The organism is Micromonospora sp. NPDC003197, assembly GCF_053590565.1.
In genome coordinates, this window is the sequence record NZ_JBSFTE010000001.1 from 233,425 (window position 1) to 259,124 (window position 25,700).

The 25,700-nt window shown below is 68.4% G+C and carries 26 protein-coding genes; 7 read left to right on the top strand and 19 right to left on the bottom strand.

All coding sequences use genetic code 11. From position 1 onward, the window contains the following. The first annotated feature begins 59 nt into the window (after window positions 1–59). Together ACWDV4_RS01115 and ACWDV4_RS01120 are read left to right on the top strand one after the other, a co-directional pair. Window positions 60–632: a cob(I)yrinic acid a,c-diamide adenosyltransferase gene (locus ACWDV4_RS01115; protein WP_449973815.1), complete on the top strand. Its 573-nt coding sequence runs from the start codon at window positions 60–62 to the stop codon at window positions 630–632. Then, window positions 608–1,027, top strand: a complete 420-nt coding sequence (locus ACWDV4_RS01120; protein WP_449973816.1) for a VOC family protein — start codon at window positions 608–610, stop codon at window positions 1,025–1,027. The genes ACWDV4_RS01115 and ACWDV4_RS01120 overlap by 25 nt, the downstream gene beginning before the upstream one ends. 61 nt (window positions 1,028–1,088) lie before the next feature. Here ACWDV4_RS01120 and ACWDV4_RS01125 read toward each other — a convergent pair whose 3' ends face one another. The 17 genes from ACWDV4_RS01125 to prmC form a co-directional block, all read right to left on the bottom strand. Then, on the bottom strand, window positions 1,089–1,544 hold the full coding sequence (locus ACWDV4_RS01125; protein ID WP_449973818.1) for a DUF2550 domain-containing protein: 456 nt from the start codon (window positions 1,542–1,544) through the stop codon (window positions 1,089–1,091). A 12-nt stretch (window positions 1,545–1,556) separates the two neighbouring features. Then, complete coding sequence (locus ACWDV4_RS01130) at window positions 1,557–1,841, bottom strand: F0F1 ATP synthase subunit epsilon (RefSeq protein ID WP_184536120.1); 285 nt, start codon at window positions 1,839–1,841, stop codon at window positions 1,557–1,559. Between the two features lie 88 nt (window positions 1,842–1,929). Continuing rightward, entirely contained in the window at window positions 1,930–3,063 is a 1,134-nt protein-coding gene (locus ACWDV4_RS01135; protein ID WP_449973820.1) for an LCP family protein, read from the bottom strand. A 190-nt stretch (window positions 3,064–3,253) separates the two neighbouring features. After that, a complete protein-coding gene (gene atpD / locus ACWDV4_RS01140; protein WP_449973821.1) occupies window positions 3,254–4,708 on the bottom strand; it encodes a F0F1 ATP synthase subunit beta in 1,455 nt (484 codons plus the stop codon). Then, on the bottom strand, window positions 4,708–5,646 hold the full coding sequence (locus ACWDV4_RS01145; RefSeq protein WP_449973822.1) for a F0F1 ATP synthase subunit gamma: 939 nt from the start codon (window positions 5,644–5,646) through the stop codon (window positions 4,708–4,710). Before ACWDV4_RS01145 ends, atpD begins: the two co-directional genes overlap by 1 nt. 10 nt (window positions 5,647–5,656) lie before the next feature. Continuing rightward, window positions 5,657–7,306 carry a F0F1 ATP synthase subunit alpha gene (gene atpA, locus ACWDV4_RS01150; protein ID WP_449973824.1) on the bottom strand — a complete coding sequence of 550 codons (1,650 nt, stop codon included), beginning with the start codon at window positions 7,304–7,306 and terminating at the stop codon, window positions 5,657–5,659. 53 nt (window positions 7,307–7,359) lie between these two features. Then, window positions 7,360–8,181: a F0F1 ATP synthase subunit delta gene (locus ACWDV4_RS01155; protein WP_449973826.1), complete on the bottom strand. Its 822-nt coding sequence runs from the start codon at window positions 8,179–8,181 to the stop codon at window positions 7,360–7,362. Further along, window positions 8,181–8,705 (bottom strand): F0F1 ATP synthase subunit B, encoded by a 525-nt coding sequence (locus ACWDV4_RS01160; RefSeq protein WP_449973828.1) that lies wholly within the window; start codon window positions 8,703–8,705, stop codon window positions 8,181–8,183. Before ACWDV4_RS01160 ends, ACWDV4_RS01155 begins: the two co-directional genes overlap by 1 nt. 33 nt (window positions 8,706–8,738) lie before the next feature. Next, window positions 8,739–8,972, bottom strand: a complete 234-nt coding sequence (gene atpE, locus ACWDV4_RS01165; protein WP_449973829.1) for an ATP synthase F0 subunit C — start codon at window positions 8,970–8,972, stop codon at window positions 8,739–8,741. A 91-nt stretch (window positions 8,973–9,063) separates the two neighbouring features. After that, window positions 9,064–9,843 (bottom strand): F0F1 ATP synthase subunit A, encoded by a 780-nt coding sequence (gene atpB, locus ACWDV4_RS01170; RefSeq protein ID WP_449973831.1) that lies wholly within the window; start codon window positions 9,841–9,843, stop codon window positions 9,064–9,066. 40 nt (window positions 9,844–9,883) lie between these two features. Continuing rightward, window positions 9,884–10,105, bottom strand: coding sequence for an AtpZ/AtpI family protein (locus ACWDV4_RS01175; protein ID WP_449973833.1), 222 nt, complete (start codon window positions 10,103–10,105; stop codon window positions 9,884–9,886). 402 nt (window positions 10,106–10,507) lie between these two features. Further along, window positions 10,508–10,939 carry a hypothetical protein gene (locus tag ACWDV4_RS01180; RefSeq protein ID WP_449973834.1) on the bottom strand — a complete coding sequence of 144 codons (432 nt, stop codon included), beginning with the start codon at window positions 10,937–10,939 and terminating at the stop codon, window positions 10,508–10,510. Then, a complete protein-coding gene (locus ACWDV4_RS01185) occupies window positions 10,936–12,252 on the bottom strand; it encodes a serine hydroxymethyltransferase (RefSeq protein ID WP_449973836.1) in 1,317 nt (438 codons plus the stop codon). Before ACWDV4_RS01185 ends, ACWDV4_RS01180 begins: the two co-directional genes overlap by 4 nt. A 90-nt stretch (window positions 12,253–12,342) precedes the next feature. Beyond that, entirely contained in the window at window positions 12,343–14,394 is a 2,052-nt protein-coding gene (locus ACWDV4_RS01190) for a transglycosylase domain-containing protein (RefSeq protein ID WP_449973837.1), read from the bottom strand. Between the two features lie 241 nt (window positions 14,395–14,635). Beyond that, window positions 14,636–15,265: an arsenate reductase/protein-tyrosine-phosphatase family protein gene (locus tag ACWDV4_RS01195; RefSeq protein ID WP_449973839.1), complete on the bottom strand. Its 630-nt coding sequence runs from the start codon at window positions 15,263–15,265 to the stop codon at window positions 14,636–14,638. Next, window positions 15,266–15,910, bottom strand: a complete 645-nt coding sequence (locus ACWDV4_RS01200; protein WP_449974128.1) for an L-threonylcarbamoyladenylate synthase — start codon at window positions 15,908–15,910, stop codon at window positions 15,266–15,268. Between the two features lie 202 nt (window positions 15,911–16,112). Then, window positions 16,113–16,946, bottom strand: a complete 834-nt coding sequence (gene prmC / locus ACWDV4_RS01205; protein ID WP_449974129.1) for a peptide chain release factor N(5)-glutamine methyltransferase — start codon at window positions 16,944–16,946, stop codon at window positions 16,113–16,115. Between the two features lie 134 nt (window positions 16,947–17,080). Between prmC and ACWDV4_RS01210 the strand changes: the two genes are divergently transcribed. Beyond that, window positions 17,081–18,619, top strand: a complete 1,539-nt coding sequence (locus tag ACWDV4_RS01210; protein WP_449973840.1) for a diguanylate cyclase domain-containing protein — start codon at window positions 17,081–17,083, stop codon at window positions 18,617–18,619. A gap of 34 nt (window positions 18,620–18,653) precedes the next feature. On the opposite strand, the gene prfA is transcribed toward ACWDV4_RS01210, so the two are convergent. Next, window positions 18,654–19,742 carry a peptide chain release factor 1 gene (gene prfA / locus ACWDV4_RS01215; protein WP_449973842.1) on the bottom strand — a complete coding sequence of 363 codons (1,089 nt, stop codon included), beginning with the start codon at window positions 19,740–19,742 and terminating at the stop codon, window positions 18,654–18,656. A 211-nt stretch (window positions 19,743–19,953) separates the two neighbouring features. After that, window positions 19,954–20,178, bottom strand: a complete 225-nt coding sequence (gene rpmE / locus ACWDV4_RS01220) for a 50S ribosomal protein L31 (RefSeq protein ID WP_449973843.1) — start codon at window positions 20,176–20,178, stop codon at window positions 19,954–19,956. Between the two features lie 276 nt (window positions 20,179–20,454). Between rpmE and ACWDV4_RS01225 the strand changes: the two genes are divergently transcribed. From ACWDV4_RS01225 to ACWDV4_RS01240, 4 genes are all read left to right on the top strand, one after another. Continuing rightward, window positions 20,455–21,585: an RNA ligase gene (locus ACWDV4_RS01225; RefSeq protein WP_449973845.1), complete on the top strand. Its 1,131-nt coding sequence runs from the start codon at window positions 20,455–20,457 to the stop codon at window positions 21,583–21,585. 61 nt (window positions 21,586–21,646) lie between these two features. Further along, the gene (locus ACWDV4_RS01230; RefSeq protein ID WP_449973846.1) at window positions 21,647–23,020 is read left to right on the top strand and encodes a glycosyl hydrolase family 18 protein; all 1,374 of its coding nucleotides are present in this window, start codon (window positions 21,647–21,649) and stop codon (window positions 23,018–23,020) included. Window positions 23,021–23,079: 59 nt separating this feature from the next. Beyond that, window positions 23,080–24,573 (top strand): SMI1/KNR4 family protein, encoded by a 1,494-nt coding sequence (locus tag ACWDV4_RS01235; protein WP_449973848.1) that lies wholly within the window; start codon window positions 23,080–23,082, stop codon window positions 24,571–24,573. Window positions 24,574–24,653: 80 nt separating this feature from the next. Continuing rightward, window positions 24,654–25,550: a phosphatase domain-containing protein gene (locus ACWDV4_RS01240; protein ID WP_449973850.1), complete on the top strand. Its 897-nt coding sequence runs from the start codon at window positions 24,654–24,656 to the stop codon at window positions 25,548–25,550. Window positions 25,551–25,700: the final 150 nt, after the last annotated feature.

Here is a 25,700-nt window from a genome sequence, read left to right on the forward strand (position 1 = left end):
CCCCGTTGGCCGATGACCGGGCTGGGAGTGGCCGGGCGGACATCCGTACGCTTTGCGTCATGGCCGTCCACCTCACGCGTATCTACACCAAGGCCGGCGACGCCGGCATGACCCGGTTGAGCAACAACGAACAGGTCGCCAAGACGGATCCCCGGATCACCGCGTACGCCGACGTCGACGAGTGCAATGCGGCGATCGGGGTGGCGCTGGCGCTCGGGCAACTCGACGACGACCTGCGTTCGGTTCTCGCCACGGTCCAGAACGACCTTTTCGATGTCGGGGCCGATTTGTCCAACCCGACCGAGCCGGACCCGGCATATCCGCCATTGCGGGTAACCGAGGAGTACGTGACCCGCCTCGAGGGCTGGTGCGACGAATACAACGCACGGCTGGCCAATCTCGACTCCTTCATCCTGCCGGGCGGTACCCCGGGTGCGGCGCTGCTACACGTGGCGCGAACTGTCGCACGCCGGGCCGAGCGATCGGCTTGGTCGCTGATTACCCACGATTCGGAACGAACTAGCATTCTTCCGGCAAAGTATCTCAATCGGCTATCGGATCTGTTGTTCATCCTGGCAAGAACGGCAAATCCGGCCGGCGATGTGCTATGGGTCCCAGGCGGCAAGCGTTGACCCGAGGTGCACTGCACCACGTCGAACTCTGGGTTCCGGACCTGGCCAGCGCATACCCCGGCTGGGACTGGTTACTCACCGAACTCGGTTGGCAGCCGTTCCAGGACTGGCCGGCCGGCCGCTCCTGGCGGCTGGGCAGCACCTACCTGGTGCTGGAGGAATCGCCAGCCCGGGCCGGCCAGGTTCACGACCGGCTCGCCCCGGGCCTGAATCATCTGGCCTTCCACGCCGGTTCCACCACCGAGGTGGACCGGCTGGTGACGCAGGCGCCGACGTACGGCTGGACGCTGCTGTTTCCGGACCGACACCCGTACGCGGGCGGGCCGGAGCACTACGCGGCCTACCTGGCGGACCGGTTCGGGTACGAGGTGGAACTCGTCGGCGAAGAGCCGTAGCCGGTCAACCGACAGCCAGCGCCAGCCGCTATCGCTGCCGGGGTCGCGGCGGTTGGCGCACCTAGGCCGCTGGCCAGTCCTGTACGGCAAGACGCGGCGAGGCCGCCCCGGGCGGGGCGGCCTCGAGCCACGAAAGAAATCCGGTCACGGTGGATTCCGCCATTGCGATCTCCACCGGAGCATGGTGACTGGTACACCGGAGGATCACCCAGTCGGCGGGCATAATAAGCCGTTCCTGCCCCTCGGGCAGCCGACGAAGATCCACCGCGAGCCCTCGGCGGGTCAACACCCGCTTCGGACGGATCGCGAAGCTGAACATCCGGTAACAGCGCAGCTCGTCGTTGACGAACCGGCCGAAGCCTGGGGACCAGCCACGCCCGTCAAGCAGGGTGGAGACCCGGACACTGAGTCGGATGATCCCGCCAGCGCGGGTCACCAGCGCCCGCCGGACGAACAATACGGCCAGCGTGAGGCACAGGGCGAGGACGCCGACCCCGATCCATTTCAAGACCAGCATCGACGTACCCGACTAGCGTGCCGAAGCGGCGGTTACCGGGGTGGCCTCTTCGGCCAGGATGGTGACGCCGTCGGGGGTCACCGACAGGAAGCCACCCGCGACCTCGTAGGTGATCTCCTCGCCACCGGCCCGCTTGATCCGGACCTGGCCCGGCTCAGCAAGTTGGCCCAGCAGCGGCTCGTGGCCGGGCAGCACACCGAGCTCACCTTCGGTCGTCCGGGCGAGAAGCATCTCGGCCTCACCGGACCATACCTTTTCCTCAACGGCTACCAGCTCGACCTGTAGCGGCTTTGCCACGCTGTCTCCTCTGCGGCGGCGGGGTTGACCCGAGTCTAATCCCGCACCTGGTCGGCACCCAAGGCGGGTGGCCAGGCGCACATTCTCGCTACGGCTCCTTGTTCACCAGCTCAGGATGTTCGAGCAGGAACTCGGCGACCGTCTCGGCCCGCACCGCGGCGAAGAAGTCCTCCGCGATCGACTCCAACCGCTCCCCCTGGTAGGCACTGCCCATTCCGACGCCGCCACCGGGCAACTTGACCGTCTTGATGGAGTCGGAGCGAATTCCCCGCAACGCGAACCCGAAGTCGACGACGTCATTTCCACGGCCGTTGAAGATGAGCGACTTACCGGCCGCCCGCAACACCGAGTCGAGCTTGAGTGGGTTGGTGACCACGTCCCGACTGAATGCCTGGTCGACCATTGCCTTGACGAACTGCTGCTGATGGCGCTGACGGCCATAGTCGGCGTCCGGAACGCCATTACGGGGGTAGCGCTGACGGACGTAGTCCAGCGCCTGCCAGCCATTCAGGTGCTGCATACCCTTCTTGTACTCCGCCTGGGGGCCGATGTAGCCCTCCCCGTAGGGATTGCCGTCCCGGTGGGTGCCGTCCGGCTTACGGTGCTCGGACACGACGTCCCGCTCGATGTACATCGTGACGCCCCCCATGGCGTCGACGATCTTCTGAAAACCGCTGAAGTTGATGATCGCCCCGGCGTCGAACCGCTCGATCCCCGTGTACTTGCTGATCGTCATGGCGAGCAACTCGAACCCCCGGGCCGCGTCCGGGTTCTTGCCGGAAACCCGACTGCCGTACGACATGGCCGCATTGAGCCGGTCCTGCCCGCCGGAGAAGTCCGCCTTCTCGAACCGCGGAATGTCGACGATCAGGTCCCGAGGCAACGAGAACAGGTACGCCTGGTCGAGCGAGGCCGGCATATGCATGATCATGATCGAGTCGGCGAGCGGTGGGGTTTCCGGCTCGCGGGGGTCGATCCCCACCAGCAGGATGTTCAGCGGACCGGTGATCTCCTTGCGCTGGGTCTGCGTACCAGCCGCCTGGTCACCGAAGAGGTCCGCCTTGGCGACGGCACCCTCGTAGCGCACGGACAGCGCCTGGGCCCCGACGAGGGCAACTCCACTCAGCACGATCAGCACTGTTCCGAAGACCGTACACAGCCAGGCCCACCAGGGCCCAAAACGCCTTTTCCCGCGGCGCTCACCGTCGACGGCCTTTGCCACCAGAACCTCCGATAGTCACGTTCTGCCCATAGGAATGACGGGCACGCGCCACAAATTCGTTGCTGAGACTAACGTGGATTGTTTTCAACCAGCCAATGAAGGTACCGCACTGGAGCAGTCATCGACATTTACGACGAAAAGGGCTGCACCGGTTTTCACCGGTGCAGCCCTTTTGTCCGTACGAGAAGGGTCAGCCCTTCATCAGCTCGGCGGCCTTGCGCTCCAGGTCCTCCAGACCACCGCACATGAAGAAGGCCTGCTCGGGGAAGTGGTCGTACTCGCCCTCGCTGATCTTCTTGAACGCCTCGATGGTCTCCTTGATCGGGACCGTCGAGCCCGGTACGCCGGTGAACTGCTCGGCGGCGTAGGTGTTCTGCGACAGGAAGCGCTCGATCCGCCGCGCACGCTGCACGACGAGCTTGTCTTCCTCGGAGAGCTCCTCGATACCGAGGATGGCGATGATGTCCTGCAGGTCCTTGTACTTCTGCAGGATCCGCTTCACCTCACTGGCGACCGCGAAGTGCTCGGCACCGACGTACTCCGGCGCGAGGATCCGCGAGGAGGACGCCAGCGGGTCCACCGCCGGGTAGATGCCCTTGTCGGAGATCGACCGCTCCAGGTTGGTGGTCGCGTCCAGGTGGGCGAAGGTGGTGGCCGGCGCCGGGTCGGTGTAGTCGTCGGCGGGAACGTAGATCGCCTGCAGCGAGGTGATCGCCTGGCCCCGGACCGAGGTGATCCGCTCCTGCAGCTCACCCATCTCGTCCGCCAGGGTCGGCTGGTAACCCACCGCGCTCGGCATCCGGCCGAGCAGGGTGGAGACCTCCGAACCGGCCTGGGTGAAGCGGAAGATGTTGTCGATGAAGAGCAGCACCTCCTGCTTCTGCACGTCGCGGAAGTACTCCGCCATGGTCAGCGCGGAGAGAGCGACCCGCAGACGGGTGCCCGGCGGCTCGTCCATCTGGCCGTAGACCAGCGCGGTCTTGTCGATAACCCCGGACTCGGTCATTTCGGCGATGAGGTCGTTACCCTCACGGGTCCGCTCACCCACACCGGCGAAGACCGAGGTACCACCGAAGTTCCGGGCGACACGGGTGATCATCTCCTGGATGAGCACCGTCTTGCCCACACCCGCACCACCGAACAGACCGATCTTGCCGCCCTTGACGTACGGGGCCAGCAGGTCGATCACCTTGATGCCGGTCTCCAGCATCTCGGTCTTCGGCTCCAGGTCGGCGAAGGCCGGGGCCTTGCGGTGGATGCCCCACCGGTCCGACGCCTCGAGCTTCTCGCCCGGCTTCAGGTTGAGGCACTCGCCGATCGCGTTGAAGACGTGACCCTTGACGGCGTCACCAACCGGCACGCTGATCGGGCCGCCGGTGTCCCGGACCTCGGCACCCCGGACCACACCGTCGGTCGGCTGCATCGAGATCGCCCGGACCATGTTGTCACCCAGGTGCTGGGCGACCTCCAGGGTCAGGAGCTTGTCTCCACCGGAGAGTGCGACGGTGACGTGCAGGGCGTTGAAGATGTCGGGCATGGCGTCGCGCGGGAACTCGGCGTCGACGACCGGGCCGATGACCCGGACCACGCGACCCGTGGCCGTCTTGGTCTCAGCTGGTCCACCAGCAGCTGCGGATACAGTCATCACACTTCACTTCCCGACGCGGCGAGCGCGTTCGCGCCGCCGACGATCTCGCTGATCTCCTGGGTGATCCCGGCCTGGCGGGCCGAGTTCATCTCACGCGTGTACTTGTCGATCATCTCTTCGGCGTTGTCGGTGGCGCTCTTCATCGCCCGCCGCCGGGCGGCCGACTCACTGGCCGCCGACTCGATCAACGCCGCGTAGATCCGCGTGTTGATGTACTTCGGCAGCAGCGCGTCGAGCAGCGCCTCGGCGTCCGGCTCGAACTCGTACGCCGGCAGCAGGCCCGGCGCGGCCTCGGACCGGGGCCGGTCCTCGACCTCCATCGGACCGACGATCCGGGTCACCGGGTTCTGGGTCATCAGCGACTTGAACTCGGTGTAGACGATGTGCAACTCGTCGACACCGCGTACCCCGTCGAGCCCGGCACCATCCTCGGTGTCGTCCGCGCCGTGCGTGAACGCCTTGATCAAGGTCTCGCCGACCTCCCGAGCGTTGGCGAACGACGGCTGCTCGGAGAAGCCGGTCCAACTCGCCTCGATCGGCCGGTTACGGAACCGGTAGTACGTCACGCCCTTGCGGCCGATGACGTACAACACCGGTTCCTTGCCGTCGGCCTTCAACCGGGCGACCAGCGACTCGGCAGCCTTGATCGCGTTGGTGCTGTAGCCACCGGCCAGTCCCCGGTCGCTGGTGACCACCACGACGCCGGCCCGCCGTACCTTGGGCCGGGCGGTCAGCAGCGGGTGGTCGATCTGCGAGTTGGACGCCAGCGCGGTGAGCACCCCGGTGATGGCCTGGGCGTACGGCAGGGACGCCGCCACCCGGGCCTGGGCCTTGGCGATCCGGCTCGTCGCGACGAGCTCCATCGCCTTGGTGATTTTCTTCATCGACTTCGCCGAGCGAATCCGTTGACGAAGAACGCGAACCTGGGCTGCCATGGATCAGCCCTTACTGCTTCTCGTCAGCGGGAGCGCCGTCCCGGTAGCGAGTGACCGTCTCACGGTTCTCCGGACCCTCGGCCGGCTTGGCCGCCGGCTCGTTGATCCGCAGCTCGTCCTCCTTGCCGAGGAACGTCTGCTTGAACCGCGCGATGGCGTCGTCGAGGGCCGCGATGATCTCGTCGTCCCACTTGTTGTCGGCGATCGCCTGGAGCGTGGCGTTGTGCTTGTGCCGCAGGAACTCCAGGAACTCCGACTCGAAGCGGCGAACCTCACCGACCGGGATGTCGTCCAGCTTGCCCTCGACGCCGGACCAGACCACGACGACCTGCTCCTGCACCGGGACCGGCGCGTAGTTCGACTGCTTGAGCAGCTCGACCAGACGGGCACCACGGTCCAGCTGGTTACGCGAGGCCTTGTCCAGGTCCGAGGCGAAGGCGGCGAACGCCTCCAGCTCGCGGTACTGGGCCAGGTTGAGCCGCAGCGAACCCGAGACCTTCTTCATCGGCTTGACCTGGGCGGCACCACCGACCCGGGAGACCGAGGTACCGACGTTGATGGCCGGCCGGACGCCCTGGTTGAACAGGTCGGTCTCGAGGAAGATCTGGCCGTCGGTGATCGAGATGACGTTGGTCGGGATGAAGGCCGAGATGTCGTTGGCCTTCGTCTCGATGATCGGCAGACCGGTCATCGAACCGCCGCCCATCTCGTCGGAGAGCTTCGCGCAGCGCTCCAGCAGCCGGGAGTGCAGGTAGAAGACGTCACCCGGGTAGGCCTCACGACCCGGCGGGCGGCGCAGCAGCAGCGACACGGCCCGGTACGCCTCGGCCTGCTTGCTCAGGTCGTCGAAGACGATCAGAACGTGCTTGCCGTTGTACATCCAGTGCTGTCCGATGGACGAGCCGGCGTACGGGGCGATGTACTTGAAGCCGGCCGGGTCAGAGGCGGGCGAGGCGACGATGGTGGTGTATTCCATCGCGCCCTGCTCCTCCAGCAGGCCCTTCACCGAGGCGATGGTGGAGGCCTTCTGGCCGATGGCGACGTAGATGCAGCGGACCTGCTTCTTCGGGTCGCCGGAGCGCCAGTTGTCCCGCTGGTTGAGGATCGTGTCCAGGGCGACCGTGGTCTTACCGGTCTTCCGGTCACCGATGATCAGCTGCCGCTGACCCCGGCCGATCGGCGTCATCGCGTCGACGGCCTTCAGACCGGTCTGCAGCGGCTCGGAGACCGACTGCCGGGCCATCACGTTCGGAGCCTGGAGCTCCAGCTCGCGGTAACCCTCGTTGGCGATCTCACCCAGGCCGTCGATCGGCTGGCCGAGCGCGTTGACGACGCGGCCCAGGAACGCGTCGCCGACCGGCACCGAGAGCACTCGGCCGGTCCGCTTGACGCGCTGTCCTTCCTCGATGCCGGCGTAGTCGCCGAGCACCACGGCACCGATCTCCCGGACGTCGAGGTTCAGCGCCACGCCCAGCGTGCCGTCCTCGAACTCCAGCAGCTCGTTGGTCATGGTCGAGGGCAGGCCCTCGACGTGGGCGATGCCGTCACCGGCGTCGGCGACGGTGCCGACCTCCTCGCGGGAGACGTCGGGCGAATAGGAGGAGACATAGCGCTCCAGGGCGCCGCGGATCTCCTCCGTCGAGATGGTCAGCTCGGCCATCCTCTGCTTCCTCTATTCAGCGCCCGGAGAACCGGAACGGCGTGGATGTCTTCTCAGCGCTTTGCGAGCGCGTTACGGGTGTCGTTGAGGCGACGCAGGACTGTGCCGTCGTAGAGATCGGAACCGACCTGGACGCTCATCCCGCCGAGGATCTCCGGGTTGACCGTCTGCTTGACGGTAACCTCCCGGCCGTACAGCTCGGCGAGCTTGGCACCCAAACGACGCTCCTCGTCTTCACTGAGGGGCGCCGCGACGGTTACGTAGGCCACCTGCCGGTCCCGGCGATCGGCGGCCAGCTCCACCAGCCGGGTCAGCGAACCCGAGAAGGACCGCCCACCGAAGCCGGCAAGCGCGACCTCGACCAGGCGGACCGTCGCTGGCTTGGCCTTGCCGGCCAGCAGCGTCCGGGTCAGCTCGGCCCGCTGGGCCGGCGGAGCGATGGAATCGGACAGGACGCTGCTCAGCTGCGGGTCACCGGAGACCAGCTGGCCGAAGCGGAACAGCTCGTCCTCGACCTCGCCGAGGTCACCGGCGCGGTCGGCGCTGGCCAGCAGCGCCTCCACCCCCAGCCGCTCGGTCGCTTCGAGCAGCTCCGACGGAGCCGACCAACGGCCGGACACCAGTGCGATGAGCAACTCCCGCGCCTCGGCGTTGACCTTGTCGGCGACGAGGCTGGCGAGCAGGCCCGCCCGGTCCTCGCCGGGGCGGGCCGGGTCAGCCAACGCCCGCCGCAGCCGGGGCTCGCGCCCCAGCAGCGCGGCCACGGAGAGCAGCGCCTCCGCGGTGTCCGCCAGCGAGGCCGGTTCGGCACTGCCGGCGTACGCCTCGAAGCGCTCGTAGGCGGCCGCGTACGACTCGCGGCTGGCTGCCTGCATCAGCGGGCCCCCGCGCTCTCAAGCCCGGTCAGGAACCGCTCGACCGTGCCCTTGCGCCGTGCCTCGTCGGCCAGCGACTCGCCAACGATCTTGCTGGCCAGGTCGACGGCGAGCGTGCCCACCTCCGTGCGCAGTTCGCGCACGAGGGTCTGCCGCTCGACGGCGAGGGCCTCCCGCCCAGCCGTGATGATCCGCTCGGACTCCTCGCGGGCCTTCGCCAGCACGTCGCTACGGATCGCCTCGGCGTCGGCGCGGGCGTCGTCCCGGATCCGGGCCGCCTCGGTGCGTACTTCGGCGAGCTGCGCCTTGTACTGCTCCAGCACCTGGTTGGCTTCGGCCTGGGCCGCCTCGGCGCGCTTCAGGCCGCCCTCGATCGCGTCCACCCGAGCCTGGTACATGCCTTCCATCTTCGGCATGACGAACTTGAGCAGGACGAAGCAGAGGATGGCGAAGGAGATCGAACCGACGACGATCTCCTGCCAAATCGGCAGGATCGGGTTGTGTCCTTCGGCAGCGAGATACATCTCAGACCTCCCGGTTACGGTGCGGACCGTTGCTTATTCGCCGCCGCCGACGGCGAAGGCGAGCACCAGGCCGAACAGCGCCAGCGCCTCGACCAGAGCGAAGCCCAGGATCAGCCAGGTCCGGTTGTAGCCGGCCGACTCGGGCTGACGGGCGCTGGACTGGATGTAGGCCGCGAAGACCAGTGCGACACCGATACCCGGGCCGATGGCCGCGAGGCCGTAGCCGATGGTGTTGACGCTACCGGCGATCTCGGCAAGTACGTTCATTGCGAGGATTCCTCCTAGTTCGCGCGTGACTGTTCACGCGTACGACAAGTCAGTACCAAAGTTCTCGGACGGTGCCGGCCGGCCCGCCAAATCAGTGTGAGTCCGCCATCGAGGTGGAGATGTAGTTCGCGCTCAGCACCACGAAGACGTATGCCTGCAGGGCGGCGACCAGCAACTCGAAGAAGGCCATCAGGATCGCCATCAGGAACGAGAAGACCGAGGTCGCCTGGATGAACAGGCTGTCGGAGGCGAGCATCACGAACCCACCGACGGTGAAGACCAGCAACAGCAGGTGCCCGGCGAACATGTTGGCGAAGAGTCGCAGCGCGAGGGTGACCGGGCGAATGATGAAGTTCTGTAGGAACTCGATCGGGATGAGCAGGAAGTGCATCGGCCACGGCACGCCCGGCAGGATCAGGCTCATCTTGACGTACTTGAAGAACCCGTGCTTCTTGACGCCGATGTAGTTGTACAACGCGTAGGAGACCGCGGTGAGCACGATCGGGAACGCGATGTGCGAGTTCGGGGAAATCTGGAAGCCCGGGATGATGCTGAAGAGGTTCGTCAGCAGGATGAAGCTGAAGAGCACCGTCAGATAGGGGGCAAACTTGATGCCCGCCGCGCCCATCTGGTCCTTGGCGACACTGTTACGGATCAGCCCGTAGATCTCCTCGGCCGCCCATTGCGTCCGACCCGGAACCAGCTTCGGCTTCCGGTAGGCCACCATGTAAAAGATGATCAGGGCTGCGACCGCGATCCACACCATGATGCCGAACTTGGTGACCCAGGGGCCGGCCACATTCGGTGGATAGAAGTCCCCGACGCTGGGGGGCCAGGGCAAATCCTGGGCGACGACCAGCTGTCCGCTCACCGTGTCATCCTCCGCATTCGACAAGACCGGCACGCTGACATCAGGCACCGAGCCTCCTAATGATCAGGTAGATCGCTCCGACCGCGCCGATCATCATGCCCGTCACGAGCCCGACGCCGGACGGCAGATCAAACCATCGATCTACCAACCAGCCGAGGAATCCCCACACGCCGATTCCGGCGATCAGGTAACCCACGACAGAACCGGCCACACCCTCCGACGACTCGTCGTCGGACTTCTGGGGGTGAAGGTTGTCGGCCATGACGTGGCGAACGATATCAGCCTGGATACGCGCAGGTGCGGGGCACCCCCCACACGGCATCAGGTGTGCGGGACGGGAACCAAAGGCGCGTCAACCCCCGCACACGTTACTCCCCATGGGACAGGTTGACGCCGTGCCATACCCGGCAAAATTCCGACAACCGAACGGCCGACGCAGGACGCAGAGGTCAACCCGATCGGGTGACCCTCAACAGAGTGGGAACCCCTGGTCAGCCCTTAACCCAAGCACCCCACTGACCAAAAAGATCGCTGGTCAGCACCTACCCAAGCACCCCACTGACCAAAAAGATCGCTGGTCAGCACCTACCCAAGCACCCCACTGACCAGAAAAATCGCTGGTCAGCACCTACCCAAGCACCCCACTGACCAGAAAAATCGCTGGTCAGTCCTGAGTCGGCTGCACGTAGGGCAGCGGTGCCCGGACCGTCCACACCAGTTGGGTGATGGTCCAGACCGCCACCGCCGCGATGATCGCCGCCCCCATCGGTTCCAGACCCGACCAACCGGTCGCCGCGATCGCCGCCATCACCACACCGAGAATGACAATCTTGGTTGCATAGGTGACCAGGCCGACCGACATGATCAGTTTCGGGTTCACCGCATCCGCCCAGGCGATCGAGAACCCGGAGACCAGATAGCTGAGCACCACCAGTGCCACCCCGGCGGCGGCGCCGGCCGCGCCGGTCGGGCCGCGCAGCACCGCGCCCACCGGAACCGCCAGCACCAACAGCGCCGCCGAGGCGAGCAGGGTGGTCCGCAGATAGGGCATGCGTTGACGAATCGCGCCGGGCTGTCCGGCCGGTGGCGCGCTCATCGGGGGTACGCCGGGAAGGCGGCGGTCAGGTCGGCGACCGCACCGGCGATCGTGGCGAGGGTGTCGGTGCCCCCCGGAGCGGTCGGGTCGGTACGCACCGCCCGCGCGATGAGCGCGGCGATCTGGTGCATCTCCCCCTCCCGCATGCCCTGGGTGGTGACACTGGGCGTACCGACGCGGATGCCGGAGGCGGTCAGCGGTGGCCGCGGGTCGTACGGAATGGCGTTCTTGTTCAACGTGATCATTGCGGCGTCGCAGCGCTCCTCAGCTTGCTGGCCGGTCACCTCGATCGCGCGCAGGTCGATCAGGGCCAGGTGGGTGTCGGTGCCGCCGGAGACCGGACGCATCCCCTCGGCGGCGAGCCCGGCGGCCAGCGCGCGGGCGTTGCGTACCACCTGGGCGGCGTACGCCTGGAACTCGGGCATCGCGGCCTCGCGTAGCGCGACCGCCTTGGCCGCGACGGCGTGCATCAACGGACCACCCTGGGTGAACGGGAAGACCGCCTTGTCGATGCGCTGGGCCAGCGCCTCCCGGCAGAGGATCATCCCGCCCCGGGGACCGCGCAGCACCTTGTGCGTGGTGGCGCAGACGACGTCGGCGTAGGGCACCGGGGATGGGACCGCCCGACCGGCGACCAGACCGATGAAGTGGGCGGCGTCCACCATCAGGTAGGCCCCGACCTCGTCGGCGATCTGCCGGAACCGGGCGAAGTCGATCAGTCGCGGGTACGCGGTGGCACCGCAAATGATCATCTTCGGCTGGTGAGTGAGGGCGAGGTCACGTACCTCGTCGTAGTCGATCAGCTCGGTGTCCTCCCGGACCCGGTAGCCGACCGTGGTGAACCACTTGCCGGAGAAGTTGACCCGGCTGCCGTGGGTCAGGTGACCGCCGTGCGGCAGGTCCATCGCCAGCACCGTGTCCCCCGGCTGCACCAGTGCCGCGTAAGCGGCCAGGTTGGCGCTGGCACCCGAGTGCGGTTGCAGGTTGGCATGCTCGGCACCGAACAGCTCGCGGGCCCGGGCCAGGCCGATCTCCTCGGCCCGGTCCACCTCCGCACAGCCACCGTAGTAGCGCCGCCCCGGGTAGCCCTCGGCGTACTTGTTGGTCAGCGTCGAACCGAGCGCCGCCAGCACCGCCGGGGAGGTGAGATTCTCACTCGCGATCAGCTGAAGACCGCTGCGAAGTCGGTCCAGCTCACCCAGCACCACCGAGGCGATCTCCGGATCGGTCGTCTGGAGCTGGTCGAAATCCGGCCCCCAGAACTGGCCCGGGCCGACCGCCCGACCGCCACGGGCAGCATCGGGCCCACTCATCGCCAACTCCTCGTCGAGTTCCCCACGACACCAGAGTCTAGGCCGCCCCGGCGAACCACCTCGCCACGCAATGGCCCTGAGCTGGCCGGGTCACTCCTCGACCCCGAAGGCAAGGTCCAGGCTGGGTGCCGTGAAGCTCCGCTTCGGCTCGTCGCGCAACGCGTCCACCATGATCCGGGCCACCCCATCGGCCACCTTCGCCTGCACCCGAGAGCCGACCAGATCCTGCGGATCGTCCGGGTTGGCGGCGATCGCGGCCACCGCCAGTTGCGGTGAGTAGATCACTACCGTCTCGGTGGCGTAGTTGTCCGAACTACCGGTCTTGCCGGCCACCGGGCGCTTCACGATGTCGTACACGCCGGTCGCCGTGCCGCCGTTGCACCGGCCGAACTCCGACTGGTCACCGACCGGGCAGCGCGCCGCATCCGTGGCCGCCCTGGCTATGTCGGCGTGCAGCACCTGCTTGCAGGACGGGTTGCCGGCCGGAACCGGGCGACCGGCGGCATCCTTGATCGTGACCACCGGCAACGGATCGCAGTACCGACCCTCCGCCGCCACCGTGGCGTAGGCATTCGCCAGGTCCAACGGTGTGGTGGCGGCCACCCCGAGGACGAACGGCCCCCACTGGCGAGCCCCGTTTCGGGCCAGCTCGGCGTCACTCTCGGACCGGAAGGTGATGCCCAACCGCTCGGCCATCTCCACCACCGCCTCCGCCCCGATTCGCTCCGCGAGGTGTACGAAGTAGGTGTTGACCGAACGCCCGAAAGCGGTCCACATGGTGCGATAGCCGTCCATCCGCTCCGGATTGGCGTTACGCGGACACCAGTAGCCGCCACAGCTCGCCGATCCGGTCACCGACCACTTGGTGACCAGCCGGGTGGGCGAGTCGTAGCCGGTGCTCAGCGGCAGGTCGTCCTCCAGCGCGGCCAACATGGCGAACAGCTTGAACGTCGAGCCCCCCTGGTAGCCCTCGATCGCTCCGCCCCCAGCGATCAGCTGGTTCACCGTGTTCGGGTAGTTCTCCTGGCCATCGGGGTTCTCGGCCAAGCTGTAGTGCCGGTTGACCGCCAGCGCCAGCACCCGGCCGGTGCCCGGCTGCACCACCGCGGTCGGTACGGCCCGGGGGTTGTCGTAGTCGTACACCGCCAGGGCTTCCTCCAGCGCGGTCGCCTGGGTTCCCGGGTCGAGCGAAGTGGTGATCGCGTACCCGCCCCGGCGCAGTGCCCGTTGCCGTTGCTGTACGTCTTCCCCGAAGGCCGGCTGGGCGTTCCACCACTGCTGGAAGTAGTCGCAGAAGAAGCCCCAGTCGTCGTGCTTGGCCGGCACTCCCACGCAGTCGCTGGGCTCGGTGCTGGGCCGGAGCTGGAGCTTCTCCGCCTTCGCCGTCGCCGCCTCGGCGGCCGACACCATGCCCATCTCCACCATCTGGCCCAGCACGTACGACCGGCGCCCCAGCGCCGCGCCGACGTCGCCGCTGATCGGGTCGTCGGTGTGCGGCGACTGGACGAGTCCGGCCAGGAGCGCCGCCTCCGCGAGGGTCAACTTGCCGGGCGGCTTGGAGAAGTAGCGCTGACTCGCGGCCGCGATGCCGTACGCCCCGGCCCCGAAGTAGGTGATGTTGAGATAGCGGCTGAGGATCTCCTCCTTGGTGAGCTGGCGCTCCAACGCCAACGCGTACCGCATCTCCTGGAGCTTGCGGCCGGTGGTCGTCTCGGTGGCCGCCGCCCGCTGTTCCTCGGTCAGGTTGGGGTCGTTCTTCAGCACGTTGCGGACGTATTGCATGGTCAGCGTGGAGGCGCCCTGCCGGACCTCACCGTTCTGCTGGTTCGCGACGAACGCCCGGACGACGGCGCGCGGGTCGACTCCGCTGTGCTGGTAGAACCGGATGTCCTCGGCCGCCACGATCGCCTCGCGCATTACCGGTGCCACCGCGTCGAGCGCCACGTCGTGCCGGTTCTCGGCGTAGAACGAGGTGATCAGGGTCTTGCCGTCGTTGGCGTAGAGGTAGGACCGTTGCGCCGTCGGCGGGGTCGACAGGTCGCGAGGCAGATCGTCGTAACCGGCGCTGATCGAGCCCAGCCCGAGCAGGAAGAGCGCACCGGACGGGATCGTCGCCACCCCGAGAATTACGCCCGCCACCATCCCGGCAACCAGCAGAAACCAGATCTTGCGGCGCTGGGACCGAGACCTGGACCGAGACCGAGACCTCGGTCGGGACCGAAACCGGAACCGCAACCGGGACTGTGACCGTGACCGTAACCGTGCCCGAAACCGGGTCATACGCTTACCCCTCGCAACGGCGTAGAAGCGTTAGAACCAGTTCAGAATGGCCACGAACTATCTGGTAAGGCCGCGTTTTCGGTTAATCAGCAGGAAGTTCACACTATCCGGGCAGCAGTACGGCCGCGAAGGGCTGCACTGTCTCCTCGATCTCGTCGGCCACCCGGCTGAAGCACTGGTCCCCGCGACCCCACGGGTCGTCCAGGTCGTCCGCCGGTAGCGGGGCGACTCCCCGCCGGGCCGCGTCGACCGCCTCGACCAGGGCGACGCCCCGGGCGTACACCGAGTCGGGGGTCAACTCCACCGGGGGCAGCGCCGCAGCCTCCACCCCGGCCAGCAGCCGGCCAAACTCCCCCAGCACGAACGTCCGGGCGGCGGCGTCGGGCCGCAGCGCCACCACGTACTCCAGCTGGTCTGCGGTTGCGGTCAACACCAGGTCGGCGGCGTCGATCTGGTCCGACCGCAACTTCCGGGCCGCAAACCCGGTGATGTCACCGCCCCGGCCCCGCACCTGCCGGGCGGCCGGCGGGTTCATCTCCTCACCCGCGTGCCAGCCGCCGGTACCGGCGCTGTGACTGTGCAGCAGTTCGTCAGGCGTCACGGCCTCGACGGAGGACGCCGAACCGACCAACCGGGCCACCCGGGTACGGACCGCGAGGGTCAACAACCGCTCCGCCATCGGCGAACGGCAGATGTTGCCCATACAGACGTGCAGGACGGTGAAGGGCGGCACTCAGGTCACCTGCCCCTGGATGTCCGGCACCACGTCACGAAGCTTCTCCAGCGGAATCGCGCCCTGCCGCAGCACCCGGCAGACCTGCCCGGTGACGTCGACGATCGTGCTCGGCACCGGATCGGGGCACGGTCCCGCCTCCAGGTAGGTCCGCACCGAATAGCCGAGCTGGTCGCGGGCCTCCACAGCGGTCACCGCCGCCGGCTGGCCGGTCTTGTTGGCCGAGGAGACCGCCATCGGCCCGGTCTCCCGCAGCACCTCCAGCGCCACCGGGTGCAGCGGCATCCGCACCGCGACCGTGCCGTCGGTGTCCCCGAGGTCCCACTGAAGGCTGGGCGAATGCTCCACCACGATGGTCAACGCACCCGGCCAGAACGCCTCGACCAGTTCACGGGCGACCGTCGGCAACGAGTAGACCAGTCCGTCGAGGGTGTGTCGCGAACCAACCAGGACCGGCGGGGGCATCTGCCGGCCCCGGCCCTTCGCATCGAGCAGCGCCTTCACCGCGTACGGAGTGAAGGCGTCGGCGCCGACGCCGTAGACCGTGTCGGTGGGCAGCACGACCAGTTCGCCGTTCTTGACCGCTTCGATCGCCGCGGCGATGCCTCGGTCCCGTTCGGCCAGCGAACGGCAGTCATAGAGCATCACGGGAAGCCAGTCTGCCACGCCCCGGCCGGCCCGGGGTTGCCGGAGCCACCTCATCCCAACGGTCCGGCGGCTCCCCGGGCGGTGGCGGTCAGGCCCGCCGGGCAGTAACGAACCGGGACGCGGTCAGGCCCGCCGGGCAGTAACGAACCGGGACGCGGTCAGGCCCGCCGCAGCGCGGCGAACCGGGGTCGGGCGGTGGCTAGATCCGGCGGGCGGTGGCGAACCGGGGCCGGCCGGTCAGATCCCGGTGCCCGACGATCTCGGTGAACCGGCCGTCGGCCTGGAACAGCTCGGGCACCGCCTCGCCATGGCTGTCGTCGTGCTCGATCCCCACCACGCCCCCCGGACGCAACAACTCAGCGGCGCGGGCGATCACCGGGCGGATCACCGATAGCCCGTCCGCTCCGGCGAAGACCGCCTCAGCTGGATCATGCTCGGCCACCTCGGCCGGTACGACCGTGGCCGCCGGCACGTACGGCGGGTTGCACAGCAGGACATCCACCTGCCCGGCGAACCCGGACAGCAGCTCCGGATCGGTCACATCCCCGGCCAGCACCTCGACCCGAGAGCCGCCAGCGGCCACGTTTCGCCGTAGCCAGTCCAGCGCGGCAGCCGACTGTTCCACCGCCACCACCCGGGCCCCGGGCACCTCGTCGGCCACCGACAGGGCGATCGCGCCGCTGCCGCTGCACAGGTCGAGAACGAGGGCGGGGCCAGTCGGCGGGACTGCGCGGGCATGCTCGATCCCCCAGCCGGCGAGCAGCTCGGTCTCCGGCCGGGGCACGAACACCCCCGGCCCGACCGCCACCTCGACGTGCCGGAACGCAGCCGAGCCGAGCAGATGCTGGAGCGGCTCCCGGCGGATCCGTCGGGCGACCAGCTCGGCCAGCCGGTCGTACTGCTCGGGGGTGAAATCCCCGGCCAGCGCCAGCCGCCCCCGGGACACGCCCAATATGTACGCCGCGAGAAGTTCTGCCTCGACCCGGGCCGGTCCGATACCCGCCCCAGCCAGCGCCGCCGTCGCGACCGCCACCGCCCGGGAGGGTCGAAGCAATTCCGCCCCGCTGCCGGAGCCTGCGCCGCGTCCTGTCACGACATAATCATGGAACGTCGGCAACGACGACGCGCCACGGGGGCGTACCGCTCACGACCGCTGGGGAGGTTACCGTGAGCTGGCTCGACCGGGTCAATGACCAGGCCGATGTCATCCTGCGCGCCCAACAGCTCCAGGAGAGCGACCGGTCGGCCGAGGCGTGCCTGGCCCTCGAACTGGTGATCAGCACCACCACGGACCCGTACACCCGGGCCGAGGCGATGCTGCAACGGCTCTCCGCGCTGATCAATCTCGGCCGGACCGCCGCGTACACCAGCGCCGTCGAGCAGGCCTTCGCCGCCGCCCGTGACCTCGCCGATCCGTACCTGATCGGGCATCTGCACGCGTTGGCCGGGCTCGCCGCGCACCACCAGGGGGCGTTGGACCGCTGCGTCACCCACCTGGTCCGCGCCGAGCGGGCGCTCGGCACCGTGGACGATCCCGGCCGGGCCACCGCCTGGGCCTGGCACGACCTGGCCATGGCGTACTCGTACCTCAGCTTCCATGGGTACGCGTTGCGCGCCATCGAGCGCGCCCGCCAACTGGGCAGCACCGCCGGCATCCCGGAGGAGACCTTCGCCGCGCCCGGCATCCGGCTGCGCAACGCCGTCGCCCTCGACCACAACGGGGACAGTGACGGCTGTCTGCGGGTGCTCCGGGACATCGGCGGCGACTTCCAACGCTTCCAACAAAGCGGCCGGGCCACCCGGCTCCGCCCGAGCGGGCTGGTCGCCTACGGCTATGCCATCGCCCGGGGGGCGGCGCTCGGCGACCCGACCGGTCCGGCCGGTAGACCCGACGCCGCCGAGCTGCTCAGCCACGGTGGTGACAGCGCCCGGGCCCGGGACATGCGCCTGCTCGGCGCGGTCTGTCTGGCCATCGCCGCCGGCCGCCCGGCCGAGGCGATGACCCAACTGGACGCGATGACCGTCTCCGTCGAGACCCTCGGCGCGGCCGAGCAGGCTCGGCTGCGCAGCATGACGTACGCCTTGGCCGGCGACCACGCGGCGGCGCACCGGACCGACCGGTACGCGTTCCGGCTGGCCACCCAGCGCAACGACCGACTGCGGGACGTCTACGTCGACGGGATCGCTGCTCGTATCGACCACGAGGAGGTACGCCGGGACACCGCCCGGTACGGCGGCGAGGCGCTGATCGACCCGCTCACCGGCCTACCCAACCGACGGCGGCTGGAACGGTACGTCGCCGCCCTGATCGACCGGGGCGATCGGGCGGTGATCGGGGTCTGTGACGTGGACGGGTTCGGGGCGGTCAACGCGGCCCACGGCCACCACTCCGGTGACCTGGTGTTACAGCGCATCGCCGGGGTGATCAACCGGGTGATGCGCCGGGGTGATCTGGTGGTCCGCTACGGCGACGACGACTTCGTACTGCTGCTGCCCGGGGCCGGGATGACCCAGGCGACCGAGGTGGCCCGGCGGATCACCCACGCGATCCTCGCCGAGGACTGGGAGTCGCTGGTGCCGGGCACCCCGATCGACGTGCGGGTCGGCTTCGCCGAGGTACGCCCCGGTGCCCCGCTCCAGCAGGCGCTGGGTCTCGCCTTTGAACTCGCCGACCGGGAGAAGCACAACCGGCCGCGCCCCGCCTGACCGGCCGGGCCCCCGTCAGCGGCCGAGCCTCCGGTCAGCGACGGGACAGCTCGGTCTCCCCCGCCAGCCGGGCCGTCCGGTCCGCCTCGGTGAGCGCACCGAGGACGCCGTCCAGTTCCCCGGCGAGCACCAGGTCCAGGTTGTACGCGGTGAAGCCGATCCGGTGGTCGGTGATCCGGTTCTGCGGGAAGTTGTAGGTCCGGATCCGCTCGGACCGGTCCACCGTACGCACCTGCGCCTTGCGGGCGTCGGAAGCGGCGGCGTCGGCCTGCTCCTGGGCCACGGCCAGCAGCCGCGCCCGCAGGATCCGCATCGCCTGCTCCCGGTTCTGCAACTGGCTCTTCTCGTTCTGGCAGGAGACCACGATCCCGGTCGGCACGTGGGTGATCCGGACCGCCGAGTCGGTGGTGTTGACCGACTGGCCACCCGGGCCAGACGAGCGGAACACGTCGATGCGCAGGTCGTTCTGGTCGATGGTGACGTCCACGTCCTCGGCCTCGGGTAGGACGAGCACCCCGGCGGCGCTGGTGTGGATCCGGCCTTGCGACTCGGTGACCGGCACCCGCTGTACGCGGTGCACGCCACCCTCCCACTTGAGCCGCGACCAGACGCCGTTGCCGCCCTCGGGTACGCCCTTGGTCTTCACCGCCAGCGAGACGTCCTTGACGCCGCCGAGGTCGGAGTCCTGCGCGTCGATCACCTCGGTGATCCAGCCGTGCCGCTCCGCGTAGCGGGTGTACATCCGCAGCAGGTCCCCGGCGAACAGGGCGGATTCCTCACCGCCCTCGCCGGCCTTGATCTCCAGGATCACGTCCTTGGCATCGTGCGGGTCGCGCGGGATGAGCAGCTCGGCCAGCCGTTCCTCCAGCGCCGGCAGGGACGCGGTAATCTCGTCCACCTCGCTGGCGAAGGACGGGTCCTCGGCGGCCAACTCCTGGGCGGCGGTCAGGTCGGCCCGGGTCTGTTCCAGCTCACCGGCGGCCTTGTGTATCGGGGTCAGCTCGGCGAAGCGTCGGCCCACCCGCCGGGCGGTGGCCTGGTCGGCGTGGATGGCGGGATCGGCCAGGCGCTTCTCCAGCTCCGCGTACTCGGCAAGAAGCCCGGCCAGGCGTTCGTTGCTCATGCGCCGGCCCCGACGATTCGCTCGCTCATACCCGTACTCCTTCGATCGAGACCGGAACCACGACGCCGCCGGTCGGCTCGCTGCCAGACCGGATCAAGACGGACCGGCCAACGACCGACCGGCCCAAGACGGACCGGCTCAGATCAGCCCGGCCCAAGACGGACGGCGCCCGCGTCCGGTGCGAAACCGGACGCGGGCGCCGTCGACGCAGCTACTTGGCCTTCTTGGCCTGAACCTTGGCGTACTTCTGCTGGAACTTCGCGACCCGACCAGCGGTGTCGAGCACGCGCTGCTTACCGGTGTAGAACGGGTGGCAGGCGCTGCAGGTCTCGACGTGGATCGAGCCGCCCTTGGCGGTGCTGCGGGTCGTGAAGGAGCTGCCGCAGGAGCACGTGACCTCGGTGGTGACGTACTCCGGGTGGATGTTTTGCCTCATGTCGCCTCGGTCCTTTCGTTGACGGTCGCCGGGTCGCCCTCGCCGCACCGCAGTCCGCGTGACGAACCGCTCGCGTGACGTACTCGGGCGTGAACCGGAACCCTGGCCGATTGACCAGTGTGCCATGCACCGTCGGGCGCGGCGAAATCGGACTGCACACCGGTTCCCGTGACGGCTAACCTGCGCCCCTCAGGTATTCCCCGGCCCTTGTCGCGGAACCGGATCCGCCTTGAGCGGGCTACCTGTCGATTTCCCGCCCTGCCGGAAGGCACACCCGTGACCACCCCCGTACGCACCTCGACGACCCGACTCACCGACGTCCTCGACGCCACCGCCCTGGCTGACGCGCTCACCGCCGGGCACGTCCGGGTCCAGCGGCACCCCGAGCACCCGCTGTCGATCTACAACTACACCGAAGCGTGCACGTACGGACAGGTCTGGACACGGGTGACGACGACCTGCCGGGGGCTGATCGTGGACGACCGTACCGAAATGGTGCTGGCCCGGCCCTTCGCCAAGTTCTTCAATCACAACCAGCCCGAGGCACCGACGCTGCGGATCGACGCGCCGGTGACGGTCACCGACAAGGCGGACGGCTCGCTGGGCATCCTCTATCCCGACCCGGACGGCGGCATCGCGGTCGCTACCCGGGGGTCGTTCGCCTCCAGCCAGGCTGAGCACGCCACCGCCGTACTGCGCGACCGGTACCCGGACTTCGTCCCGCCGGCCGGGCTCACCGTACTGGTGGAGATCGTCTACCCGGCCAACCGGATCGTGCTGGACTACGGCGGGCTGGACGACCTGGTGCTGCTCGGTGCGGTCGAGATCGCCTCTGGTCGTACGCACGGGCCGGAGGCGGTGCCCGACTGGCCGGGCCCCGTGGTCGACCGGCTCGACCATGCCACGTTCGCCGAGGCGCTGACCGCCCCGCCCCGGGACAACCGGGAGGGTCTGGTGGTGCACTGCCGGGAGACCGACCAGCGGGTGAAAATCAAGTACGCCGACTACCTGCGACTGCACCGTCTGGTGACCGGCCTGACTGCCCGCGCGGTGTGGGACGTGCTGGTCAACGGCGGGAATCTCGCCGCGCTCGTCGAGCCGCTGCCCGACGAGTTCCACACCTGGGTACGCGAGGTCGTGGCGACGTTGACCGCGACCGTCGAGGCGCAGGCGGTGGAGATCGAGGCGGCGTACCAGGAGATCGTGGCCGCGCTGCCGGAGGGCTGGACCCGACGGGAGTTCGCCCAGGCCGTACAGGGGCATCCCGACCGGGGACAGCTGTTCCTGCGGCTGGACGGCAAGGACTTCCGTCCCCTGCTCTGGCAGCGGGTACGGCCGGCACCGGAATGGACCCCGTACTCGGCGGCGGGCTGCCCGGACCCCACCCCGACGCATTCAACGCATTGAGATACTTACATTAAAGAAAGTTAACCGATAGGCTTCCCGCACCCAACCGAGGTGGGATGCCATGAGACTTCGTCGAGAATTGATCGCGCTGGTGGCGGGCACGGCGACGGCCGTCCTGGTCGGGTTCGTGTCCGCGCCGTACGGACTCGCCAGGGCGGTCGACGCCTCCGCGAACGTACCGCTCGTCGCCTGCTCAGCGCCGGCCTGGGCCGAGGGCACGAGCTATCCGGCGGGCAGTCAGGTGACCTACCTCAGCCGGTTGTACGAGGCCCTGGTGACGCACACCCCGCCAGTCGGCGCGGGTTGGAACCCGGTGGCTGCCGCCTCGCTCTGGCGGGACCTCGGCGCCTGTGACGGCGGGGGGTCACCCAGCCCGACGCCGACCCGTACCGCCTCCCCGTCCCCCACCGTCAGCCCGACCGCGAGCCCCACCGCCTCGCCGTCGCCGACGGTGAGCCCCACCTCCTCCCCCGGGACCGAGACCTGCCCGGTCAGGTCGAAACCAGCCGGCAAGGTGCTCCAGGGCTACTGGGAGAACTGGGACGGCGCGGTGAACGGCGTACACCCGCCACTCGGCTGGATCCCAATCACCGACCCCCGCATCCCCGCGCACGGCTACAACGTGATCAACGCGGCGTTCCCGGTGATCCGCTCGGACGGCACAGTCCTCTGGGAAGACGGCATGGACGCCACCGTGCAGGTCGCCACCCCGGCCGAGATGTGCCAGGCCAAGGCATCCGGCCTGACGATCCTGATGTCCATCGGTGGCGCGACGGCCGGCATCGACCTCAGCTCGAGCACCGTCGCCGACCGGTTCATCGCCACCGTGGTGCCGATCCTCAAGCGGTACAACTTTGACGGGATCGACATCGACATCGAGACCGGCCTGACCGGCAGCGGCAACATCAACCAACTCTCCCCGTCGCAGGCGAACCTGATCCGCATCATCGACGGCGTACTCGCCGCGATGCCCGCCAACTTCGGCCTGACCATGGCACCCGAGACGGCGTACGTCACCGGGGGCAGCGTGACGTACGGCTCGATCTGGGGCGCGTACCTGCCGATCATCAAGAAGTACGCCGACAACGGCCGCCTCTGGTGGCTGAACATGCAGTACTACAACGGCAGCATGTACGGCTGCTCCGGCGACTCGTACTCCGCCGGCACGGTCCAGGGCTTCATCGCACAGACCAACTGCCTCAACGCTGGACTGGTCATCCAGGGCACCACCATCCGGGTGCCGTACGACAAGCAGGTGCCCGGACTGCCCGCCCAACCCGGCGCCGGGGGTGGCCATATGTCCACATCGTTGGTGGCCCAGGCGTGGAACAACTACCAGGGCGGCCTGAAGGGGCTGATGACCTGGTCCCTGAACTGGGACGGGTCGCGTGGCTGGACGTTCGGCGACAACGTCAAGCAGCTCCAGTCCCGCTAACGTCACAGCCTTCCCCTACCCTCGCTATCTTGCTCGCGACTCGGCGAAGGAGATCGGCGATGACAGACCTGCAAGGGCTGGTGGGCGAGATGGCGTCGGTGCTGGCCGGCACCGACGTAGCGGTCCTGCAAGGGTGTCACCACCCCCAGGGCGGCAGCTCGCTGCACAAGTTCGACGCCGCCGGCCGGTCGACGCCCGCCAACACCGGGTTCGTCATGCACGACCTGCTCCGCCAGTTGGACGAGGTGCTACGCCCGGCCGGGGAGGACCGCCCACTCGTCGTCGAACTCGCCCGCGACGGGACCGGACGCGCCGCGCTCTGCTACACCTTCGACCTGCCCAGCGTGGCACCGGTACGACTGGTACTCGACCCGGACTACCGGCACCCCAACCACCCGACCACACCAATGCCGGTGCCGCCCGGCGTGGTCGTCACCGACAGACCCACCGACCCGCAGGTCCTCGCCACCATCCGGGGCCTGGTCGCGGAGTTCTCGACCGAATATCTGCGGACGTCCGGGCGTACGCCGGAATTTGGTGCCGGGCACTCGGAAGCGGAGATCCACGCCGCCGAGACGGCCATGGGCCTACGGTTACCCGAGGACCTTCGGGCTCTCTACCGGACCGTTTCGAACGATGAATACCGGCTGCTCGGTACAGGGGCCCTGCTGTCGCTGGACTCCGTGGCGGCGGGCTACCAGGAGAACGGGCCCGGGGTCGACACCGGGTTCGATGATCTGTTCGCGGTGTTCCCGGTCGTCTACGAGGCGTACCCGCCAGGCCGGGTGCGGCGGGTGTTCCGCAGCGACTGGTGGGTGGAGATCGGCGCCGACTTTGGTGGAAACTACTGCGCGATCGACCTCGATCCCGGGCCGGAGGGAACCGCAGGGCAGATCATCGAGTACGGCAGAGACGTCTATGGGCCGGTCCGATACGTCGCCGAATCCGTAACTGTGGCGCTGCAGAACGCACTCGCGGCGCTGCGCGACGACGGTACTTCCCGGCGCGACTCGGATGACCCGCAGTACAACCACTCGGAGTGGGTGGGCGAGCGGCGGGTCGCGGACGTCGTCGCGGGGCTCGACATACAGGAGCTCTACCTCGGCGGGGCCGACCTCCAGCTGGCGGAGCTCGCGCCGCTACGTCACCTGCGCTCTGTCTCGGTCAACCGGGCGACAGTGGTCACGGCGGCACTCCCGTCCGACGTACCGGTCGAGTGGCTGTCGATCGACGCCGCCGAGGTCGATCTCTCGCCGTTGGGCAGCCATCCGACCCTGTGGGGCATGCGGCTCGCTGCCCATTCCCCGATCTCGATCGCGCCGCTGGCCGAACTGCCGGCGCTCGCCCACCTCGACCTGTCCGAGGTCGACGTGACTGATCTGCACCGGGTAGCGGAGCTGCCCGGACTCCGGGTGTTGGAACTCAGCCTGGCCCAGTGGCGGGAACTACGCGACCGCGATGCGCTGCCGGCCGGACTGGCGGCTGCCGCGCTGAACGGGTTCACTCCGCTGACCGAGGCCGACGAGTGGGTGACCTGGCTACGGGCGCAGTGACACCAGAAACTGTCACGCTGTAAAGATCGATTCCGCGTACGGTGGGACCGACCGACGCTACCCGAGCCGGAGTAATCGCCGTGACGCGCCTGATCCTCACCCGGGGGCTGCCTGCCTCCGGCAAGACGACCTTCGCCCGTGAGTTGCAGCCGAGCGTGGTGCGGGTCAACCGCGACGACCTACGCCGGATGCTGCACGGCGAGCGGCTCTTCGTGCACTGGGCGGAAAGCCAGGTCACCACGGCACAGCGGGTGCAGGTCGAGGCGTTGCTGCGGGCCCGGGTCGACGTCTGCGTGGACGACACCAACCTGCGGTCCAAAACCGTACGGGAGTGGGCCGAACTCGCCGCCCGGCTCGGCGCGACGTTCGAGGTGCACGACTTCACCGACGTACCGGTGGACGAGTGTGTCCGCCGCGACGCCGTACGGCCGGAGCAGGACCGGGTGGGCGAGGAGGCGATCCGGCGACTGCACGAGCGCTACCTGGCTGGGCGCAAGCTGCCCCTGCCGGTGCCGTACGTCTCCCCGGGCGGGCCGGCCACCGTCTATAGCCCGCCGACCGGGGCACCGGAGATCGTCCTGGTCGACATCGACGGCACGGTCGCGTTGATGAGCGGGCGCAGCCCGTACGACATGACCCGGGTCGGTGAGGATCGGCCCAACCACGCCGTGATCGCGGCGGTACGGGCGATGCACGCCGCCGGCTACGGCGTCGTCTTCTGTTCCGGTCGGGATGCCTCCTGCCGGGAGGTGACCGAAACCTGGCTGGCCGAGCACGTCGGCGTCCCCTACCTGGCGCTGCACATGCGGGCGGTCGGTGACTCTCGCAAGGACTCCGTCGTCAAGAAGGAGATCTTCGAGCGGGAGATCCGCGACCGATACCGGGTGGTTGGCGTCTTCGACGACCGGATGCAGGTGGTACGCATGTGGCGCGATCTTGGCCTGACCGTGTTCCAGGTCGCCGACGGCGACTTCTGAGGTGTAAGGAAGGGCCCCTTCTTATCGTTTTTTGCATAAGAAGGGGCCCTTCCTAACCACTAAGCGGCGGGGGCGGCCGCCTTGGGCAGCAGCCCTGATGGCGCAAGCGGCCTGGTCGATGCGGACGAGCCTGGATTCGGTCGCTCCAGA

What these genes read in the sequence shown, in the direction of transcription:
- ACWDV4_RS01115 (WP_449973815.1), top strand. Translation starts at nt 60, where the DNA reads ATGGCCGTCCACCTCACGCGTATCTACACCAAGGCCGGCGACGCCGGC.
- ACWDV4_RS01120 (WP_449973816.1), top strand. Translation starts at nt 608, where the DNA reads ATGGGTCCCAGGCGGCAAGCGTTGACCCGAGGTGCACTGCACCACGTC.
- ACWDV4_RS01125 (WP_449973818.1), bottom strand. Translation starts at nt 1,544, where the DNA reads ATGCTGGTCTTGAAATGGATCGGGGTCGGCGTCCTCGCCCTGTGCCTC.
- atpD (WP_449973821.1), bottom strand. Translation starts at nt 4,708, where the DNA reads ATGACTGTATCCGCAGCTGCTGGTGGACCAGCTGAGACCAAGACGGCC.
- ACWDV4_RS01145 (WP_449973822.1), bottom strand. Translation starts at nt 5,646, where the DNA reads ATGGCAGCCCAGGTTCGCGTTCTTCGTCAACGGATTCGCTCGGCGAAG.
- atpA (WP_449973824.1), bottom strand. Translation starts at nt 7,306, where the DNA reads ATGGCCGAGCTGACCATCTCGACGGAGGAGATCCGCGGCGCCCTGGAG.
- ACWDV4_RS01155 (WP_449973826.1), bottom strand. Translation starts at nt 8,181, where the DNA reads ATGCAGGCAGCCAGCCGCGAGTCGTACGCGGCCGCCTACGAGCGCTTC.
- ACWDV4_RS01160 (WP_449973828.1), bottom strand. Translation starts at nt 8,705, where the DNA reads ATGTATCTCGCTGCCGAAGGACACAACCCGATCCTGCCGATTTGGCAG.
- atpE (WP_449973829.1), bottom strand. Translation starts at nt 8,972, where the DNA reads ATGAACGTACTTGCCGAGATCGCCGGTAGCGTCAACACCATCGGCTAC.
- ACWDV4_RS01175 (WP_449973833.1), bottom strand. Translation starts at nt 10,105, where the DNA reads ATGGCCGACAACCTTCACCCCCAGAAGTCCGACGACGAGTCGTCGGAG.
- ACWDV4_RS01180 (WP_449973834.1), bottom strand. Translation starts at nt 10,939, where the DNA reads ATGAGCGCGCCACCGGCCGGACAGCCCGGCGCGATTCGTCAACGCATG.
- ACWDV4_RS01185 (WP_449973836.1), bottom strand. Translation starts at nt 12,252, where the DNA reads ATGAGTGGGCCCGATGCTGCCCGTGGCGGTCGGGCGGTCGGCCCGGGC.
- ACWDV4_RS01190 (WP_449973837.1), bottom strand. Translation starts at nt 14,394, where the DNA reads ATGGTGGCGGGCGTAATTCTCGGGGTGGCGACGATCCCGTCCGGTGCG.
- ACWDV4_RS01200 (WP_449974128.1), bottom strand. Translation starts at nt 15,910, where the DNA reads ATGCTCTATGACTGCCGTTCGCTGGCCGAACGGGACCGAGGCATCGCC.
- prfA (WP_449973842.1), bottom strand. Translation starts at nt 19,742, where the DNA reads ATGAGCAACGAACGCCTGGCCGGGCTTCTTGCCGAGTACGCGGAGCTG.
- rpmE (WP_449973843.1), bottom strand. Translation starts at nt 20,178, where the DNA reads ATGAGGCAAAACATCCACCCGGAGTACGTCACCACCGAGGTCACGTGC.
- ACWDV4_RS01230 (WP_449973846.1), top strand. Translation starts at nt 21,647, where the DNA reads ATGAGACTTCGTCGAGAATTGATCGCGCTGGTGGCGGGCACGGCGACG.
- ACWDV4_RS01235 (WP_449973848.1), top strand. Translation starts at nt 23,080, where the DNA reads ATGACAGACCTGCAAGGGCTGGTGGGCGAGATGGCGTCGGTGCTGGCC.